This window comes from Pseudomonas putida (assembly GCF_025905425.1).
Taxonomy (GTDB): Bacteria; Pseudomonadota; Gammaproteobacteria; order Pseudomonadales; family Pseudomonadaceae; genus Aquipseudomonas; species Aquipseudomonas putida_AF.
Genome location: NZ_CP109603.1, coordinates 5,639,628 through 5,657,070 on the forward strand (window position 1 = coordinate 5,639,628; position 17,443 = coordinate 5,657,070).

The following is a 17,443-nucleotide window of genomic DNA, read 5'->3' on the forward strand; positions in this document are numbered from 1 at the left end:
GAAATAGGTTTACACCTGTTCAGGTAGGCCGACAGGCCTCAAAACGCCCGATGCACTGCATCGGGCGTTTTATTTTTCAGGGCCATATGGGGCCGTTCTGTGTTGTAGATCTGCACTGCCTCGTCAACCATCTGCCTCGCTTGCTCAAGATCTTCAGGGCTGCTCAACAGCAGCTCCATCTTGAGGATTCCGTTGATTCGCTCGGCCAGCGCGTTCTGGTAGCAGTCATACCCATCAGTCATGGAGCACTGAACATCGTGCCGTTGGTGCAGTGACTGGTACAGCGCCGAGCAATATTGGATGCCTCGATCCGAATGGTGGACTAATGGCTGGCGACGACGTCGCTTTCGTAATGCCTGCTTGAAGGCTTGCGCCACTGACTCGGCATGCAGGCTTTCATGGACGTGGTGGCCAACAATTTTCCTGGAGTACGCATCCGTTACCAGGCTCAGGTATAGCGGGCCGTTACGTGCGGGCAGGTAAGTAATATCGGCAACCCAGACGTGCTCCGGTCTTGTCGGAACGACTTGGCTTGGGCCCGGCTTGAGTAAGTTGGGATGGCGGTAGAAGCGATGAAAGCTTTGTGTTGTCTTGTGGTAAGCCCGCTTAGGCAGCACTAGCAGACGGCGCTCTCCCAAGACCTGGAACAGCCTATCTCGGCCGACTTGGAATCGTTTGTCCGGTTGGCAATGCAGCAGATAGTGCAGCTTGCGTGTACCCAGACGAGGCTGGCGCATCCGGACTTGCTGAACAAACTCAACCACCCGATCTGCCTGGCGCTCTTTGCCATCAGCAGCTCGGTTGCGCTTGTAGTAAGCCTGTCGACTGATGCCTAGAAACTGACAAGCCCTGGCAATGCTCAGTCCTGCGACTTGACCTTGCGAGAGGACTTGCCGGATCGCTTTTTTACGACCGAGACACCATAGTCATTTTTCAGAACATCAACGACCGTTTCAAAAAACTGGGCCTTCTGGCTCATCAGCTCAAGCTGTTGCTCAAGCTCTTTGATCCGCTGCTCTGGAGTAAGCGTTTTGGGGTCAGACATCGCGCAGCTCCTCTCGTCGCGGATCGAGGCCCCCTGGCTCCAATCCTGCCGACCGTGCTTACGCAACCATACCAGAACCGTCGACCGACCCTGGATGCCATACCGCACCTGGGCCTGCTTGTAGGTCAGTTCGCCTTTTTCAATCTGATCAACCACCGCCAATTTAAAAGACAGTGAGTAATCCCGCTGTGTGCGCTTTACACCTTGCTCCATCTGACTCTCCGGAAATTCGGGATGGGAGGTGTAAACCTTATTCAGGACGGGACAAGCGGTATAAAAAAGCCCCGGCTCGCGAGAGTCGGGGCTTTTTGTTTATCGGTGTTTTTTGTGCCTATGTAGAGCCTCTTCGCGGGCAAGCCCGCTCCCACAGGTTGGTGCAGGCCCTGTGGGAGCGGGCTTGCCCGCGAAGAGGCCTGCGGTCAGAACAGATCCATCGGCGCTGCTTCGTCTGCTGGCAGCGGGCTCCCCGGTGCCGCACCGTTGCCCAGTTCATCCACCGACGGTGGCGAGTCTTCGGCCTTGAACAGCTCGAAGTAGGCGTTGGGCGTGCTCGGCGAGGCTGCACGGCCGCTGACCGGGTCGACCCGCAGGCTGAGGATGCCCTCCGGTTCTGCGGGCACGTGGTTAGGTTTGTCCTTGAGGGCGGCGCCCATGAAACTCATCCAGATCGGCAGTGCCGCTGTGCCACCGTATTCGCGACGGCCCAGGGTTTCGGGTTGGTCGAAACCGACCCATACCGTGGTCACGTAATCGGCGTTGTAGCCAGAGAACCAGGCGTCCTTGGACTCGTTGGTGGTACCCGTCTTGCCTGCCAGATCGGTGCGGCCCAGGGCCAGTGCACGGCGGCCGGTGCCCCGTTTGATCACGTCCTGCAGCATGCTGGTGAGGATGTAGGAGGTGCGCCCGTCAATGATCTGTTCAGCAACAACCGGCACTTGTGGTGCCGGCGTGATCTGGCCAAAGGCGGCCGGCGCCTCGCCTGGCATCGCGGCGATGCTGATCGGCTGTTCAGGCGCGGCAAGGCCGGCCTGGTCTTCGGCGACTTGAGGCACGCGGGCCGGGTTGGCGGTGAACAGCGTATCGCCGTTGCGGCTGTCGATGCGATCGATCAGGTACGGGCTGATCTTGTAGCCGCCGTTGGCGAAGGTACTCCAGCCGGTGGCAATCTCCATCGGGGTCAGGGTCGCGGTGCCCAGTGCCAGCGACAGGTTGCGCGGCAGGTCCTGCTTGTTGAAGCCGAACTTGGCGATGTAGTCGATGGTGCGGTCCACGCCCATTGCCTGCAGCAGGCGGATCGATACCAGGTTGCGCGACTTGTACAGCGCCTCGCGCATGCGGATCGGGCCGAGGAAGGTGTTGGTGTCGTTCTTCGGTCGCCAGACCTTGTCCAGGTACTCGTCGACGAACACGATCGGCGCATCGTTGACCAGGCTGGCGGCGGTGTAGCCGCTGTCCAGTGCCGCGCTATAGATGAAAGGCTTGAAGCTCGACCCCGGTTGACGCTTGGCCTGCATGGCGCGGTTGTAGTTGCTTTGTTCGAACGAGAAGCCGCCGACCAGGGCGCGGATAGCGCCGTTGTACGGGTCAAGGGTGACCAGCGCGCTCTGTGCCCCCGGCACCTGGCTGAACTTGAGCTTGCCGTCCTCCAGGCGTTGCAGGCGTACCAGGTCGCCGACTTGCGCAACATCTGCCGGGCTTTGCGGTGCGCGGCCCTGGGAGTTGCTATTAAGGAACGGGCGCGCCCACTTCATGGTGTCCCAGGCGACGGTTTCTTCCTGGCCGCCACGGGTCAGCACCCTGAGCCCGCTCTTGTCGACCTGGGTAACGATGGCCGGCTCAAGGCCGCCCAGGGTGCGCTGCTTGCCCAGCTCCAGCAGCCAGGCGGCGTCGGTCTTGCCCGGGAAGCGCGACTCGGGGCCGCGGTAGCCGTGGCGCTCATCGTAGTCGGAGAGGCCGGTGAGAATGGCCTTGTTGGCCATTTCCTGCATGTCGCTCGGTACGGTAGTGGTGACGCGGAAACCTTCGGTGTAGGCGTCGCTGCCATATCGGCCGACCATCTCGGCACGGGCCATCTCGGCGACATACGGGGCGTTCACCTCGGGTGTCGGCACGTGGTAGCTGGCGTTGAGTGGCTCGGCCAGGGCGGTCTGGTAGCTGGCCTGGTCAATCTTGCCGAGCTTGTACATGCGGCCAAGAATCCAGTCGCGGCGCTCTTTTGCGCGCACCGGGTTGGCCAGCGGGTTGAAGCGCGAGGGGGCCTTGGGCAGGCCGGCGATCATCGCCATCTGTGCCAGGCTCACATCGCGGATCGACTTGCCGTAGTAGACCTGTGCGGCAGCATCGATGCCGTACGCCCGGTTGCCCAGGTAGATCTTGTTCACGTACAGCTCGAGGATTTCGTCCTTGGTCAGCTCACGTTCGATCTGCAGGGCCAGGAGAATCTCGTTGGTCTTGCGCGAGAAGCTGCGTTCGCTGGTGAGGAAGAAGTTCTTCGCCACCTGCATGGTGATGGTGCTGCCGCCCGTCTGGATATGGCCGGTTTTCACCAACTGGGTCGCGGCGCGCATCAGGCTGCTCGGGTCGACGCCGTAGTGATTGAGGAAATTGTCGTCCTCGGCTGACAGAAGCGCCTGGATAAATTGTGGGGGAATTTCCGCGAAGCGGATCGGCGAGCGGCGCATCTCGCCGAACTCGGCAATCAGCTTGCCGTCGCTGCTGTACACCCTGAGGGGGATCTGCAACTGGATGCTTCTGAGGGACTCGACCGAGGGCAGGCTAGGGCTAAGATACAGAAACGCACCGCTCACACCGAGTACGAGCGCGCTAATGACTGCGACGGAAGACCACCAGAAGAACTTCAGCAGACGTATCAAGGCTTTTGGGCGTCCAGGTTGATAAGTGAATTGCGTACGGGTCCGGCGGACCAAAAACGCTGGGCATTATAAGCATTTTTTCGCCTTGCCGGGTGACCGGCCAGGTGGCCCGTCGATCCGTTCGGCCGCTGAGACCTAGGGTTGACGCGGGTTTGCGGCATACAGCAAGGGAACAGCGATGCTTGGACGTTTGGGCATGGATGCCGGTTCATTGATGGGGGTGGAAATCGCCCCTGACTCGGTTCGGATTGTGCAGCTGCAACGACGCAATGGGCGCTGCAAGGTGGCGGCATGGGTGCACGAGCCGTATGAACCGTACACGGGCAGCGACTGGGCAAGTGACCCGGCGCGCGTGGTGGCTGCCTTGCGGCGTGCCTACAGGCGCAGTGGCAGCCGGCAGCGGCGTGTCGCGGTAGCGCTGCCGGCGAATCAAGTGATCTGCAAGTCATGCCAATTACCGGCAGGCCAGCGTGAAGCCGACATGGAGGCGCAGCTGTTGGCCGAGGCCGATCGGCTGTTTCCTTTTCCGCTTGAGGACTTGGCCTTGGACTTTCAGGTGCTTGGCCCTTCCGAGGCTCAGGCCGGCTGCCTGGAGGTCATGGTGGCGGCCTGTCGCGAGCGTTCACTGGAGCCCGTCGAAGCCCTGATTGCTGCCGCCGGGCTGCACCTGGAGGCGATGGAGGTCGACAGTATCGCCTTGCAGCGCATGTTGCCGCAGAGCAACCCTGCGGTTCGGGCATTGCTGCGCCTGGAGGCGCAAGGCGCGACGCTGCATTGCTGGCGACAGGGCGTGCCCGTGCAGCGCCGCGAGCTGCACTTCGAGCAAATGCCTGGCCAACTGCAAACACTTTTGTCCGACGAAACTCAGCTTGATTGCTTGCTGGTCGCCAGCAGCTCGGTGATCGAGCCGGGTTGGCTTGAAGGGTTGAGCGCACAGATGCAACTGCCCTGTCGGCGGCTGCCTGTTGTGGCTGGGCTGGAGCCTGGTGAAGGTGGGATGCTCCTGGCATGCGCCTTGTCGCTCGGAGGCCTGCGTCCATGATGCGCCTGAACCTATTGCCGTGGCGTGAGCGGCAGCGCCGGTCGATGCTTCGGCGCTTCCAATGGATGTTGTTGGGCAGTGCAGTGCTGGCGCTTTGTTGCGTGATGTTGATCGACCAACTGGCGCGCCAGCGCGCGCAGCAGCAAGCCTTGAGTAATGTCAGCCGCCAGTCCGACCTTGCGCTGTTCGACCAGCGATTGGAGCAGCACGCCGGTGTGCGTGCGGCCCACGATGCCGCGCAGCAACAGGCTGTGGTGTTGGCCCGCCTGCGTGCCGATCAAGGGGTACTTCCTGCCTTGTTCGAAGATCTGGAAGCCGCGTTGCCCGCAGGCCTGCAGCTCACAGAGCTGAAACTTGCGGACGGCCGCTTGCAAGTGACAGGCCTGGCCGTGTCCGGCGCCGTGGTCGCCCAGTTCATGCGCGACCTGGAACGATCCGCTGTGCTGCAAGGCCTGGAGCTCAAGCACGTGAAGGGCATGCCCACGGGCGATCAGTTCGTCCTGACCGCGCACGTGTCGGTGTTCTGGTCGTGAGTGCAGTATGGAGGATGGGCTGGCAACGAATGGTCGAGCGTTCCAGCCGCTTCAGGTGGAGTGCTTCGGTCAGTCTTGGTGTGCTGTTGCTGGCGTTGGGATGTGGCATCCGCTTGCCGGAGTTACGGCACTCCCAAGGGCAGATAGATGCACAGCATGAGCAATTGAACGAGGAACACTCGGCCAAGGCGGCTCAAGTACTGGAGCTGACGCACCTGGAGGATTCGCTGGCCGCCGCACAGCAGGCACTTGAGGCTACCCGATGGCACCTTTCGGCGGGGGAGCGCATGAGTGACCTGCTCGATTTCCTAGCCGCCTCGGGGCATGAACATGGCCTGTTGTTCGAGCGGCTCGACGTCCATGACGAAGTGAGTCAACCCGATTACCGGACAACCCCGCTGGATGTGCATGTGGTGGGGCGCTATGCAGCATTGCGTGTCTGGCTGGACGAGTGGCTTGGCCAGACCCGGTTGCTGCGTGTCGGTGACATGAACATGAGCCAAGCCGATGGGCGGCCTGGTTTGTTGCGTTTGCGCCTGAAGGTTGATGCCTATCATGCCAATGCAACACCTCCGGCTCCTGTAGCGCTGGCGCATGTGCCCGCGCGGGCAGCGGCCATGCCGCCTTCGCTTGACCCCTTCTCCTCTTCAGCAGTGCGGATGCCGCCTGACGGGCTGGGCGGGGTGCCCTTGGTGCAGTTGGAAATGGTTGGCAGCTTGGCGCGCGGCGGCATGCATGAAGCGCTGCTGCTGTCTGCGGGCCAGCTGTTTCGTGTGCGCCCAGGCGATCGCTTGGGCCGCGATGAAGGCGTTGTGGTGCGCGTCGATGCGCAGCAGGTCGAAGTGCGCGAGCGATGGTTCGTGGCCAGTGCATGGCAAGAGCGCACAGCAATACTCACGCTCAGAAAACCCTTGGACAAGGAGGTCCTGGACAACGATGAAGAGGCTATGGAAATGGGTGGCGGCGTTCGCGCTGTCAATCCCGATAGCGTCAGCAACGTCCTACCGGGGTGAGCCGCTGTCGCTGAACTTTCAGGATGTGCAGGTGCGCGCCGTGTTGCAGGTGCTGGCTGATTACGCCGGTGTGAACCTGGTCGCCAGCGACTCGGTGCAGGGCAGCATCACCTTGCGCCTGCAGGACGTGCCGTGGGACCAGGCGCTGGATCTGGTGCTGCGCAGCAAGGGCCTGGCACGCCACGAGGAGGGCAATGTGCTGCTTGTGGCGCCTGCGGCCGAACTCGCCGGGCAATCGCTTGACGCCCGGGTGGGCCAGGTGTTGGATGCGCAGTTGCAGCCCTTGCGGCGCGAGCTGATGCCGATCCATCACGCCAAGGCCTCAGAGCTCGCAGAGCTGTTGCTGGCAACCCTGGCGGACGACGGCATCCTGACCGGGCGAGGCAGTTTGAGCGTCGATGCGCGCACCAATACCCTGGTGGCGTATCAACCCGCTGATCGCCTTGCCGAGCTGCGCCAACTGGTGGCGCAACTGGATGTGCCAGTGCGCCAGGTGGCGATCGAGGCGCGCATCGTCGAAGCCAATGTCGATTACGAAAAGAGCCTTGGCGTGCGTTGGGGCAAGCCCTTGTACGCCGAGAATGTGCGGCCAGGCAAAGAGCTGTTCGTCGACCTTGGGGTGGAACGGGCCGTCGCCAGTGTGGGCCTGGGCCTGCTGCGGGGAGACATCTTGCTCGACCTTGAGCTCAGTGCCATGGAAAAGAGCGGCAATGGTGAAATCATCTCGCAGCCCAAGGTCGTCACGGCCGACAAGGAAACCGCCAGAATCCTCAAAGGCACCGAGGTGCCCTACCAGGAAACCAGCAAGAGTGGCGCCACCTCCGTGTCGTTTCGCGAAGCGTCGCTGTCGCTGGAGGTCACCCCGCAAATCACCCCGGACAACAAGGTCATCATGACCGTCAGGGTGACCAAGGACGAACCGGATTACGTCAATGCCTTGAACAATGTGCCGCCAATCCGCAAGAACGAGGTAAACGCCAAGGTTCGCGTGGCTGACGGCGAGACGATCGTGATCGGTGGCGTCTACTCGACCACGCAAAACAATGTGGTCGACAAGGTGCCATTTTTCGGCGATCTGCCGTATGTTGGGCGGCTGTTTCGACGCGATGTACTACAAGAGAAAAAATCCGAGCTGCTGGTCTTCCTGACTCCGCGTATCATGAGTGACCAGGCGATTGCTGTGAGTCGTTGATTCTGTGCGAAATTTGATACTTGTGGGGCCCATGGGCGCTGGTAAAAGCACCATCGGACGCCTATTGGCCAAAGAGCTGCGCCTGCTGTTCAAGGATTCCGACAAGGAAATCGAACTGCGATGCGGCGCCAACATCCCGTGGATCTTCGACAAAGAAGGCGAGCCGGGTTTCCGTGACCGTGAGCAGGCGATGATCGCCGAGCTCTGCGCGCTCGATGGCGTGGTTCTGGCGACCGGTGGCGGCGCGGTCATGCGCGAAGCCAATCGCCAGGCGCTGCACCAGGGCGGCCGGGTGATCTACCTGCATGCCTCGGTGGAGCAGCAGGTCGGGCGTACCGCTCGCGATCGCAATCGCCCTCTGTTGCGCACCGCCAATCCGGAAGCGACTCTGCGTGCCTTGCTCGAAGCCCGCGATCCGCTGTACCGCGAGATCGCCGACCTGGTCGTTGAAACCGACGAGCGGCCACCGCGCATGGTGGTGATCGATATTCTCGAACGCTTGCAGCAGTTGCCGCCCCGATAAGCCGGGACTATTCTCGGCCACCAGCGCCGAGGCGAGGTTCAACTTACCGCGTGCGTCGCTCAAGCGGCGCCGCGCCCAAGTACATTGTGGGGATACATGCAGACACTAAAGGTCGACCTGGGCGAGCGTAGCTACCCGATCTACATTGGCGAAGGCCTGCTGGACCAGCCTGAGCTGCTGGCGCCGCATATTGCCGGGCGGCAGGTCGCCATCGTTTCCAACGAAACCGTCGCGCCACTGTACCTCGAACGCCTGGCCAAGACCCTTGGTGCGTATTCAGTGTTGCCCGTGGTGTTGCCTGATGGCGAAGCCTACAAGAACTGGGAAACGCTGCAGTTGATCTTCGATGGCCTGCTCACCGCCCGCCACGACCGTCGCACCACCGTGGTGGCCCTCGGCGGCGGCGTGATCGGCGACATGGCCGGTTTTGCCGCCGCCTGTTACCAGCGCGGCGTCGATTTCATCCAGGTGCCAACCACCCTGCTGTCCCAGGTCGATTCCTCGGTCGGTGGCAAGACCGGCATCAACCACCCGCTGGGCAAGAACATGGTCGGTGCTTTCTATCAGCCCAACGCAGTGCTGATCGACACCACCAGCCTCAAGACCTTGCCCGCGCGTGAGTTGTCCGCGGGCCTGGCCGAAGTGATCAAGTACGGTCTGATCTGCGACAAACCTTTCCTCGGTTGGCTTGAGGACAATATGAATGCCCTGCGTGCCCTGGATAGCGCGGCGCTGACCGAAGCCATTCGCCGCTCCTGCGCGGCCAAGGCTGCCGTGGTCGGCGCAGACGAGCGCGAATCGGGCGTGCGGGCGACTCTGAACCTTGGACATACCTTCGGGCATGCCATCGAAACCCATATGGGTTACGGCGTCTGGCTGCACGGCGAAGCCGTGTCGGCGGGCACGGTGATGGCCCTGGAAATGTCCATGCGCCTGGGCTGGATCGACCAGACCGAGCGCGATCGCGCAATCCGCCTGTTGCAGGACGCAGGTTTGCCGGTGGTGCCACCACAGGAAATGACCCCGGCGCATTTCATGGAGCATATGGCGGTCGACAAGAAGGTGCTCGACGGTCGTCTGCGTCTGGTGCTGTTGCGCCAGATGGGCGAGGCCGTGGTAACCGACGACTATCCGAAAGAGATTCTTCAGGCCACGCTGTCGGCGGATTACCGCGCGATCGTGGCCCAGCTTTGAGGTTGTGACAGCGCAATGACCAGTTTGCATGCCGATGAGGCCTTTCTCGACCATTACCAGTTGAGCCACGATCCGTTCGCGCCCCGCGTGCCCGGATTCAAGTTTTTCCCGGCCCAGCGCAAGCCTGTGCTGGGCCAGCTGCATCACCTGGCCCGCTACAGCCAGCTGATGCTGGTTGTCACCGGCCCCCTGGGCAGCGGCAAGACCTTGCTGCGCCAGGCCCTGGTGGCCAGTACCAACAAGCAATCGGTGCAGAGCGTGGTGGTTTCCGCCCGTGGCGCCAGCGATGCGGCCAGCGTGCTCGGCCAGGTCGCGCAGTCGCTGGAAGTGGCTCAGCCCGAGGTCCAGGCCATCCTGTCCAAGGTGGTGCAACTGGCGCTGACCGGGCAAGAAGTGTATTTGCTGGTGGATGATGCGGAACAACTCGACGAGTCGGCACTCCAAGCGTTGCTGGAGCTGGCGGCGGGTGTTCCGGAAGGGCGCCCGCACGTGTTCCTGTTCGGCGAATCGTCGCTGATTGCTGGGTTGGATGAGCTGAGTATCGAGGAAGAACGATTCCACGTCATCGAGCTCGCCCCCTACAGCGAAGAAGAGACCCGCGAGTACCTGGAGCAGCGTCTGGATGGCGCCGGTCAGGGCATCGAGGTGTTCACCCGTGAACAGATCGTCGATATCCATGAGCACTCCGACGGTTGGCCTGGCAATATCAACCAGGTTGCCCGTGACACTTTGATCGAAGCCATGATCGCCAGCCGTTCGACGGCCAAGCGACCATCCATGGGGTTGAAAATGCCTAAGAAACACGTGCTCGCGCTGTCCGCTGTGGTCGTGGTCGCCGTTGCTGCCGCGGTTCTCATGCCCAAAAAAGGCGACAAGGCACCTGCCGAGGTGCCGGCTACCCAGGCTCAGTTGCCATCAGGTGAAGGCCAGCCGGGCGCTGCCCAGGCCAATAACGGCAACCCGGCCATCGAGTTCTCCGGCTCGTCCCAGCCGATGCCACTGCCGCTGGTTGGGCAGTCGCAGCCGGTGATGCGTGAGCCGCTGGCCCAGGCCGCTGGCATGGGTGATGGCGAAGAAGGCAGCCCGGCAGGCAATACCGCACTGCAGCCTGGCAACCCGCCGACCGTGACCACCATCGCACCGCCACAAGGTGTACCGGCGGGGCCTGCACCTGCGCCTGCGCAGCCAATCGCCAGTGCGCCGGTTCAAGCGGTTGCGCCTGCGCCAAAACCTGTCGCAACCCAGCCTGTAAAACCGGTTGCGCCTGCCAAGCCTGCGCCTGCGCCGACCCAGGTCGCTACCGCCAAGCCAGCCCCCAAGCCAGCGGCCAAGCCTGTCGAGAAGCCAGCGGCCAGCGGCAGCAGCGGTGGTGGCTGGTATGCAGGCCAGAAGCCGAGCAATTACGTGGTGCAGATCCTCGGCACCAGCTCCGAAGCGTCGGCCCAGGCGTTCGTCAAGGCTCAGGGTGGCGACTATCGCTACTTCAAGAAAAACCTGCAGGGCAAGCCACTGTATGTTGTGACCTACGGCAGCTTCGCCAACCGCGACGCAGCGGTAGCGGCAATCAAGAACTTGCCAGCGAAGGTCCAGGCTGGTAAACCTTGGCCACGTACCGTCGCCAGCGTCCAACAAGAGCTGGCCTCGGCCCGCTGATACCTGCCGGGCGGCATCACCCCGCCGCCCAGTTGCTGAGCGAATCCTGACTTTTCGTCTAGCCTGCTGCGCCTGAGCGCGGCAGGCTTTTCTGTCCCAGACTGCCGGCCACAAGCCTCTCTTGCAGTCATGGCTGAAACGCTTCAGACTCAAGCCGAGCCGCTATCACGGCGCATGGCGCAAAACATTCAAAATTGCGACATAAATTTTCAATGGTGAGACATGAAAATTTGTGGGCATCGCTGTCGCTGTGCAACAATGGTTTTCCATGACCACCGCAAAAAAGCTGGCGTTTGATCGGCGTGGATGGTAAGTGGTTGTTAAAAAAGAGATTTGCCTCCGGTTGAGAGGTGAACCTGGTGAGAAAGTGTCTATGAAAACAGGTCTGTACCATCCCGAAGAATTCAAGGACAACTGTGGTTTTGGCCTGATCGCCCATATGACGGGCGAGCCAAGTCACCACCTTCTGCAAACCGCCATGCAGGCACTGACGTGCATGACCCACCGCGGCGGCATCAACGCCGACGGCAAGACCGGTGACGGTTGCGGTCTGCTCATGCAGAAGCCCGATCAATTTCTGCGTGCCGTGGCCCAGGAACAGTTTGCCGTCGAGCTGCCCAAGCAGTACGCCGTCGGCATGGTGTTCTTCAACCAGGACCCGGTCAAAGCCGAAGCCGCCCGCGCCAACATGGACCGCGAGATCCTCGCAGCCGGCCTCACGCTGGTTGGCTGGCGCAAAGTGCCGATCGACACTAGCGTGCTCGGCCGCCTGGCCTTGGAGCGCCTGCCGCAGATCGAGCAGGTGTTCATCGGCGGTGAAGGCCTGAGCGATCAAGAATTCGCCATCAAGCTGTTCAGTGCCCGTCGTCGTTCGTCCGTGGCCAACGCCCACGACACCGACCACTACATCTGCAGCTTCTCGCACAAGACCATCATCTACAAAGGCCTGATGATGCCGCGCGATCTCGCGGCGTTCTATCCAGACCTGGGCGACGAGCGCCTGCAGACCGCAATCTGCGTGTTCCACCAGCGTTTCTCCACCAATACCCTGCCGAAATGGCCGCTGGCGCAGCCGTTCCGCTTCCTCGCCCACAACGGCGAGATCAACACCATCACTGGCAACCGCAACTGGGCCATGGCCCGTCGCACCAAGTTCGCCAATGACCAGATTCCAGACCTCGAAGAACTCGGCCCGCTGGTCAACCGCGTGGGTTCCGACTCGTCGAGCATGGACAACATGCTGGAGCTGATGGTCACCGGTGGCATCGACCTGTTCCGCGGCGTGCGCATGCTGGTACCGCCAGCGTGGCAGAACGTCGAGACCATGGACGCCGACCTGCGCGCCTTCTACGAATACAACTCCATGCACATGGAGCCGTGGGATGGCCCGGCCGGTATCGTCATGACCGAAGGCCGCCACGCGGTGTGCCTGCTCGACCGTAACGGCCTGCGCCCGGCGCGCTGGGTGACCACCACCAATGGTTACATCACCATCGCGTCGGAAATCGGCGTATGGGATTACAAGCCTGAAGACGTCATCGCCAAGGGCCGTGTCGGCCCAGGCCAGATCTTCGCCGTGGACACCGAAACCGGCCAGATCCTCGACACCGATGCCATCGACAACCGTCTGAAGTCGCGCCACCCGTACAAGCGCTGGCTGCGTCAGCACGCCACGCGTATTCAGGCGACCTTGACCGATGACCAGGGCGCGGCCAGTTACGATGCTGACCAGCTCAAGCAATACATGAAGATGTTCCAGGTCACCTTCGAGGAGCGTGACCAGGTGCTGCGCCCGCTGGGTGAGCAAGGCCAGGAAGCGGTCGGTTCGATGGGTGACGACACGCCGATGGCCGTTTTGTCGCAGCGCGTGCGTTCGCCGTATGACTTCTTCCGTCAGCAGTTCGCCCAGGTCACCAACCCGCCGATCGACCCGCTGCGCGAAGCGATCGTCATGTCGCTGGAAATCTGCCTGGGTGCCGAGCGCAACATCTTCCAGGAGTCCCCGGAGCACGCTTCGCGGGTAATCCTCAGCTCGCCGGTCATCTCGCCTGCCAAGTGGCGCTCGCTGATGAACCTGGAGCGCGAAGGTTTTGACCGCCAGCTGATCGACCTTAACTACGAGCAAGGCATCGGTCTGGAAGCGGCCATCCGCAACATTGCCGACCAGGCTGAAGAGGCCGTGCGTAGCGGCAAGACTCAGCTGGTGCTGAGCGACCGTTACATCGCCCCAGGCAAGCTACCAGTGCACGCGTCGCTCGCCGTGGGCGCGGTGCACCACCGCCTGACCGAGCAGGGCCTGCGTTGCGACAGCAACATCCTGGTCGAAACCGCCACTGCCCGTGACCCGCACCACTTCGCCGTGCTGCTGGGCTTCGGTGCCTCGGCCGTCTACCCGTACCTGGCCTACGAAGTGCTGGCCGACCTGATCCGCACCGGTGAAGTGCTGGGCGATCTGGACGAGGTGTTCAAGTACTACCGCAAGGGCATTTCCAAGGGCCTGCTGAAGATCCTGTCGAAGATGGGTATCTCCACCATCGCTTCGTACCGGGGTGCGCAGCTGTTCGAAGCCATTGGTCTGGCCGAAGAAGTGGTCGGCCTGAGCTTCAAGGGCGTATCGAGCCGCATCAAGGGTGCGCGTTTCGAAGACCTGGAGAGCGACCAGAAGCTGCTCGCGGCCGAAGCCTGGAGCGCGCGCAAGCCGATCCAGCAAGGCGGCCTGCTCAAGTTCGTCCACGGGGGTGAATACCACGCCTACAACCCGGACGTGGTCAACACCCTGCAGGCCGCTGTGCAGCAGGGCGACTACGCCAAGTTCAAGGAATACACCACGCTGGTCGACCAGCGCCCGGTGTCGATGATCCGCGACCTGCTCAAAGTCAAAGTGGCCGACCAGCCGCTGGCGATCGAGCAGATTGAACCGCTGGAGGCCATCCTCAAGCGCTTCGACTCTGCCGGTATCTCGCTGGGTGCACTGTCGCCAGAAGCCCACGAGGCGTTGGCCGAGGCCATGAACCGCCTGGGCGCACGCTCCAACTCCGGCGAGGGCGGTGAAGACCCGTCGCGCTACGGCACCGTGCGCAGTTCCAAGATCAAGCAGGTGGCCACCGGCCGCTTTGGCGTCACCCCGGAATACCTGGTCAACGCCGAAGTGCTGCAGATCAAGGTGGCCCAGGGCGCCAAGCCCGGCGAAGGCGGGCAACTGCCAGGCGGCAAGGTCAACGGCCTGATCGCCAAGCTGCGCTATGCGGTACCAGGCGTGACCCTGATCTCGCCACCGCCGCACCACGACATCTACTCGATCGAAGACCTGGCCCAGCTGATCTACGACCTCAAGCAGGTCAACCCGCAGGCACTGGTTTCGGTCAAGCTGGTGGCCGAGGCGGGCGTTGGCACCATCGCCGCAGGCGTGGCCAAGGCCTATGCCGACCTGATCACCATCTCTGGCTACGACGGCGGTACCGGTGCTTCGCCACTGACCTCCATCAAGTACGCCGGCGCGCCATGGGAGCTCGGCCTTGCCGAAACCCACCAGACCCTGCGCGGCAACGACCTGCGCGGTAAGGTGCGGGTGCAGACCGATGGTGGCCTGAAAACCGGCCTCGACGTGATCAAGGCGGCCATCCTCGGCGCTGAGAGCTTCGGCTTCGGCACTGCGCCGATGATCGCCCTGGGCTGCAAATACCTGCGCATCTGCCACCTGAACAACTGCGCCACCGGCGTGGCCACCCAGAACGACAAGCTGCGCAAGGACCACTACATCGGCACCGTCGACATGGTGATCAACTTCTTCACCTTCGTCGCTGAAGAAACCCGCGAGTGGCTGGCCAAACTGGGCGTACGCAGCCTGGGTGAGCTGATCGGCCGTACCGACCTGCTCGACGTGCTGCCAGGCGACACCGAGCGCCAGCAGTACCTGGACCTGACGCCACTGCTGGGCAGCTCGCACATTCCGGCGGACAAGCCGCAGTTCTGCGAAGTCGACAAGAACCCGCCGTTCGACAAGGGCGAGCTGGCCGAGAAGATGGTCGACATGGCCATGCCGGCCATCCGCGACCAGGCCGGTGGCGAGTTCAGCCTCGATATCTGCAACTGCGACCGTTCCATCGGCGCGCGTATCTCCGGTGAGATCGCCCGCCTGCACGGCAACCAGGGCATGGCCGCTGCGCCGATCACCTTCCGCTTCAAGGGTACTGCGGGCCAGAGCTTCGGCGTGTGGAACGCCGGTGGCCTGAACCTGTACCTGGAAGGCGACGCCAACGACTACGTCGGCAAGGGCATGACCGGTGGCAAGGTCACCATCGTGCCACCTGCCGGCAGCCCGTTCGAAACCCAGCACAGCGCCATCGTCGGCAACACGTGCCTGTATGGTGCCACTGGCGGCAAGCTGTTTGCCGCCGGTACCGCGGGCGAGCGCTTCGCTGTGCGTAACTCTGGCGCCCACGCTGTTGTCGAGGGCACTGGCGATCACTGCTGTGAATACATGACCGGCGGCTTTGTCTGCGTTCTGGGCAAGACCGGTTACAACTTCGGTTCTGGCATGACGGGCGGCTTCGCCTACGTGCTCGACATGGACAACAGCTTCGTCGACAAGCTCAACCATGAACTGGTGGAAATCCAGCGCATCAGTGGTGAAGCGATGGAGGCGTACCGCAGCCACCTGGCGCGGGTCCTTGCCGAATACGTGGACGAAACCGGCAGCGAGTGGGGGCGTGAGCTCTCGGAGAACCTGGACGACTACGTGCGACGCTTCTGGTTGGTCAAGCCGAAGGCGGCCACCCTCAAGCAACTGCTGTCCAGCACCCGTGCCAACCCGCAGTAAAAACAGCTGCAAGTGGCAAGCCTCAAGCTGCAAGTAAACGCAGTGCGAGGTTTGCCCGGCTTAAGTGATCGTCTTGCGGCTTGCAGCTTGTAGCTTGCAGCTGCTGTTAAGAGGTTTTGAAAAATGGCTGAACGTCTGAGTAACGACTTCCAGTTCATCGAAGTGGGCCGCAAGGACCCGAAGAAAAAGCTGCTGCGCCAGCGCAAGAAAGAGTTCGTCGAGATCTACGAACCGTTCAAGCCCCAGCAGTCCGTGGAGCAGGCGCACCGTTGCCTGGGCTGCGGCAACCCGTATTGCGAATGGAAGTGCCCGGTGCACAACTTCATCCCTAACTGGTTGAAGCTGGTGTCCGAAGGCAACATCCTGGCGGCGGCGGAGCTGTCGCACCAGACCAATACCCTGCCGGAAGTCTGCGGCCGCGTATGCCCTCAGGACCGCCTGTGCGAGGGCGCCTGCACCCTGAACGACGGTTTTGGCGCGGTGACCATCGGCTCGGTGGAGAAGTACATCACCGACACCGCGTTCGCCATGGGCTGGCGCCCGGACATGTCCAAGGTCAAGCCAACCGGCAAGCGTGTCGCCATCATCGGCGCCGGCCCGGCAGGCCTGGGCTGCGCCGACGTGCTGGTGCGTGCCGGCGTGACCCCGGTGGTGTTCGACCGCAACCCGGAAATCGGTGGCCTGCTGACCTTCGGCATCCCTGAGTTCAAGCTGGAAAAGACCGTGCTGAGCAATCGCCGCGAAGTCTTCACCGGCATGGGCATCGAGTTCCGCCTGAACACCGAGGTAGGCAAGGACATCACCCTGGAACAGCTGCTCGCCGAGTACGACGCGGTGTTCATGGGCATGGGTACCTACACCTACATGAAGGGTGGCTTCCCGGGCGAGGACCTGCCGGGCGTGCATGACGCGCTGGACTTCCTGATCGCCAACGTCAACCGCAACCTGGGCTTCGAGAAGTCGCCGGAAGATTTCGTCGACATGCAGGGCAAGAAGGTCGTGGTGCTGGGTGGTGGTGACACCGCGATGGACTGCAACCGCACCTCGATTCGTCAGGGCGCCAAGTCGGTAACCTGCGCCTACCGTCGTGACGAGGCCAACATGCCGGGTTCGCGCAAAGAGGTGAAAAACGCCAAGGAAGAGGGCGTGAAGTTCCTCTACAACCGCCAGCCAATCGCGATTGTCGGCGAAGACAAGGTCGAAGGCGTGAAGGTGGTCGAGACCCGTCTTGGTGAACCGGACGCCCGTGGCCGCCGCAGCCCCGAGCCGATTCCGGGTTCTGAAGAGATCCTGCCGGCCGATGCCGTGGTGATCGCCTTCGGCTTCCGCCCGAGCCCGGCGCCGTGGTTCGAGCAGTTTGGCATCCAGATGGACAGCCAGGGCCGGGTGGTTGCGCCAGAGAAGGGCAAGTTCAAGCACCAGACCAGCAACCCGAAAGTGTTTGCCGGTGGCGATATGGTGCGCGGTTCGGATTTGGTGGTAACGGCTATTTTCGAAGGCCGCACGGCTGCCGAGGGTATCCTGGATTACCTGGAAGTCTGATTGAATGCTGGGGC

11 protein-coding genes are annotated in these 17,443 nt (G+C 62.3%); 9 read left to right on the forward strand and 2 right to left on the reverse strand.

Features of this window, described 5'->3' with window-relative positions:
• Positions 1–38: 38 nt before the first annotated feature.
• A protein-coding gene (locus OGV19_RS25490) for an IS3 family transposase (RefSeq protein WP_264311055.1) occupies positions 39–1,258 on the reverse strand; the annotation gives its coding sequence in 2 pieces (ribosomal slippage) (positions 39–910 and positions 910–1,258; 1,221 coding nt in all).
• A 206-nt stretch (positions 1,259–1,464) separates the two neighbouring features.
• On the reverse strand, positions 1,465–3,915 hold the full coding sequence (locus OGV19_RS25495; RefSeq protein ID WP_413470149.1) for a penicillin-binding protein 1A: 2,451 nt from the start codon (positions 3,913–3,915) through the stop codon (positions 1,465–1,467).
• Between the two features lie 181 nt (positions 3,916–4,096).
• Between OGV19_RS25495 and pilM the strand changes: the two genes are divergently transcribed.
• The 9 genes from pilM to OGV19_RS25540 all read left to right on the forward strand — a co-directional run bounded on the left by pilM (position 4,097) and on the right by OGV19_RS25540 (position 17,429).
• A complete protein-coding gene (gene pilM / locus OGV19_RS25500; protein ID WP_264311194.1) occupies positions 4,097–4,960 on the forward strand; it encodes a type IV pilus biogenesis protein PilM in 864 nt (287 codons plus the stop codon).
• The gene (locus OGV19_RS25505; protein ID WP_264311195.1) at positions 4,957–5,493 is read left to right on the forward strand and encodes a PilN domain-containing protein; all 537 of its coding nucleotides are present in this window, start codon (positions 4,957–4,959) and stop codon (positions 5,491–5,493) included. The genes pilM and OGV19_RS25505 overlap by 4 nt, the downstream gene beginning before the upstream one ends.
• 14 nt (positions 5,494–5,507) lie before the next feature.
• Positions 5,508–6,506, forward strand: coding sequence for a pilus assembly protein PilP (locus OGV19_RS25510; RefSeq protein WP_264311196.1), 999 nt, complete (start codon positions 5,508–5,510; stop codon positions 6,504–6,506).
• Positions 6,430–7,698 (forward strand): type IV pilus secretin PilQ, encoded by a 1,269-nt coding sequence (locus OGV19_RS25515; protein WP_264311197.1) that lies wholly within the window; start codon positions 6,430–6,432, stop codon positions 7,696–7,698. Before OGV19_RS25510 ends, OGV19_RS25515 begins: the two co-directional genes overlap by 77 nt.
• Before the next feature lie 4 nt (positions 7,699–7,702).
• Positions 7,703–8,221 (forward strand): shikimate kinase AroK, encoded by a 519-nt coding sequence (aroK, locus tag OGV19_RS25520; RefSeq protein WP_028698445.1) that lies wholly within the window; start codon positions 7,703–7,705, stop codon positions 8,219–8,221.
• A 96-nt stretch (positions 8,222–8,317) separates the two neighbouring features.
• Entirely contained in the window at positions 8,318–9,415 is a 1,098-nt protein-coding gene (gene aroB / locus OGV19_RS25525) for a 3-dehydroquinate synthase (RefSeq protein WP_264311198.1), read from the forward strand.
• Between the two features lie 15 nt (positions 9,416–9,430).
• Positions 9,431–11,068 carry an SPOR domain-containing protein gene (locus OGV19_RS25530; RefSeq protein WP_264311199.1) on the forward strand — a complete coding sequence of 546 codons (1,638 nt, stop codon included), beginning with the start codon at positions 9,431–9,433 and terminating at the stop codon, positions 11,066–11,068.
• 373 nt (positions 11,069–11,441) lie between these two features.
• Entirely contained in the window at positions 11,442–15,887 is a 4,446-nt protein-coding gene (gene gltB / locus OGV19_RS25535) for a glutamate synthase large subunit (RefSeq protein ID WP_264311200.1), read from the forward strand.
• Positions 15,888–16,010: 123 nt separating this feature from the next.
• Positions 16,011–17,429: a glutamate synthase small subunit GltD family protein gene (locus OGV19_RS25540; RefSeq protein ID WP_264311201.1), complete on the forward strand. Its 1,419-nt coding sequence runs from the start codon at positions 16,011–16,013 to the stop codon at positions 17,427–17,429.
• Positions 17,430–17,443: the final 14 nt, after the last annotated feature.

Excerpts from the sequence above, each read along its gene's own strand:
- OGV19_RS25510 (WP_264311196.1), top strand. The coding sequence starts at position 5,508 with ATGGGCTGGCAACGAATGGTCGAGCGTTCCAGCCGCTTCAGGTGGAGT.
- gltB (WP_264311200.1), top strand. The coding sequence starts at position 11,442 with ATGAAAACAGGTCTGTACCATCCCGAAGAATTCAAGGACAACTGTGGT.
- aroB (WP_264311198.1), top strand. The coding sequence starts at position 8,318 with ATGCAGACACTAAAGGTCGACCTGGGCGAGCGTAGCTACCCGATCTAC.
- OGV19_RS25540 (WP_264311201.1), top strand. The coding sequence starts at position 16,011 with ATGGCTGAACGTCTGAGTAACGACTTCCAGTTCATCGAAGTGGGCCGC.
- OGV19_RS25530 (WP_264311199.1), top strand. The coding sequence starts at position 9,431 with ATGACCAGTTTGCATGCCGATGAGGCCTTTCTCGACCATTACCAGTTG.
- OGV19_RS25505 (WP_264311195.1), top strand. The coding sequence starts at position 4,957 with ATGATGCGCCTGAACCTATTGCCGTGGCGTGAGCGGCAGCGCCGGTCG.
- OGV19_RS25515 (WP_264311197.1), top strand. The coding sequence starts at position 6,430 with ATGAAGAGGCTATGGAAATGGGTGGCGGCGTTCGCGCTGTCAATCCCG.
- pilM (WP_264311194.1), top strand. The coding sequence starts at position 4,097 with ATGCTTGGACGTTTGGGCATGGATGCCGGTTCATTGATGGGGGTGGAA.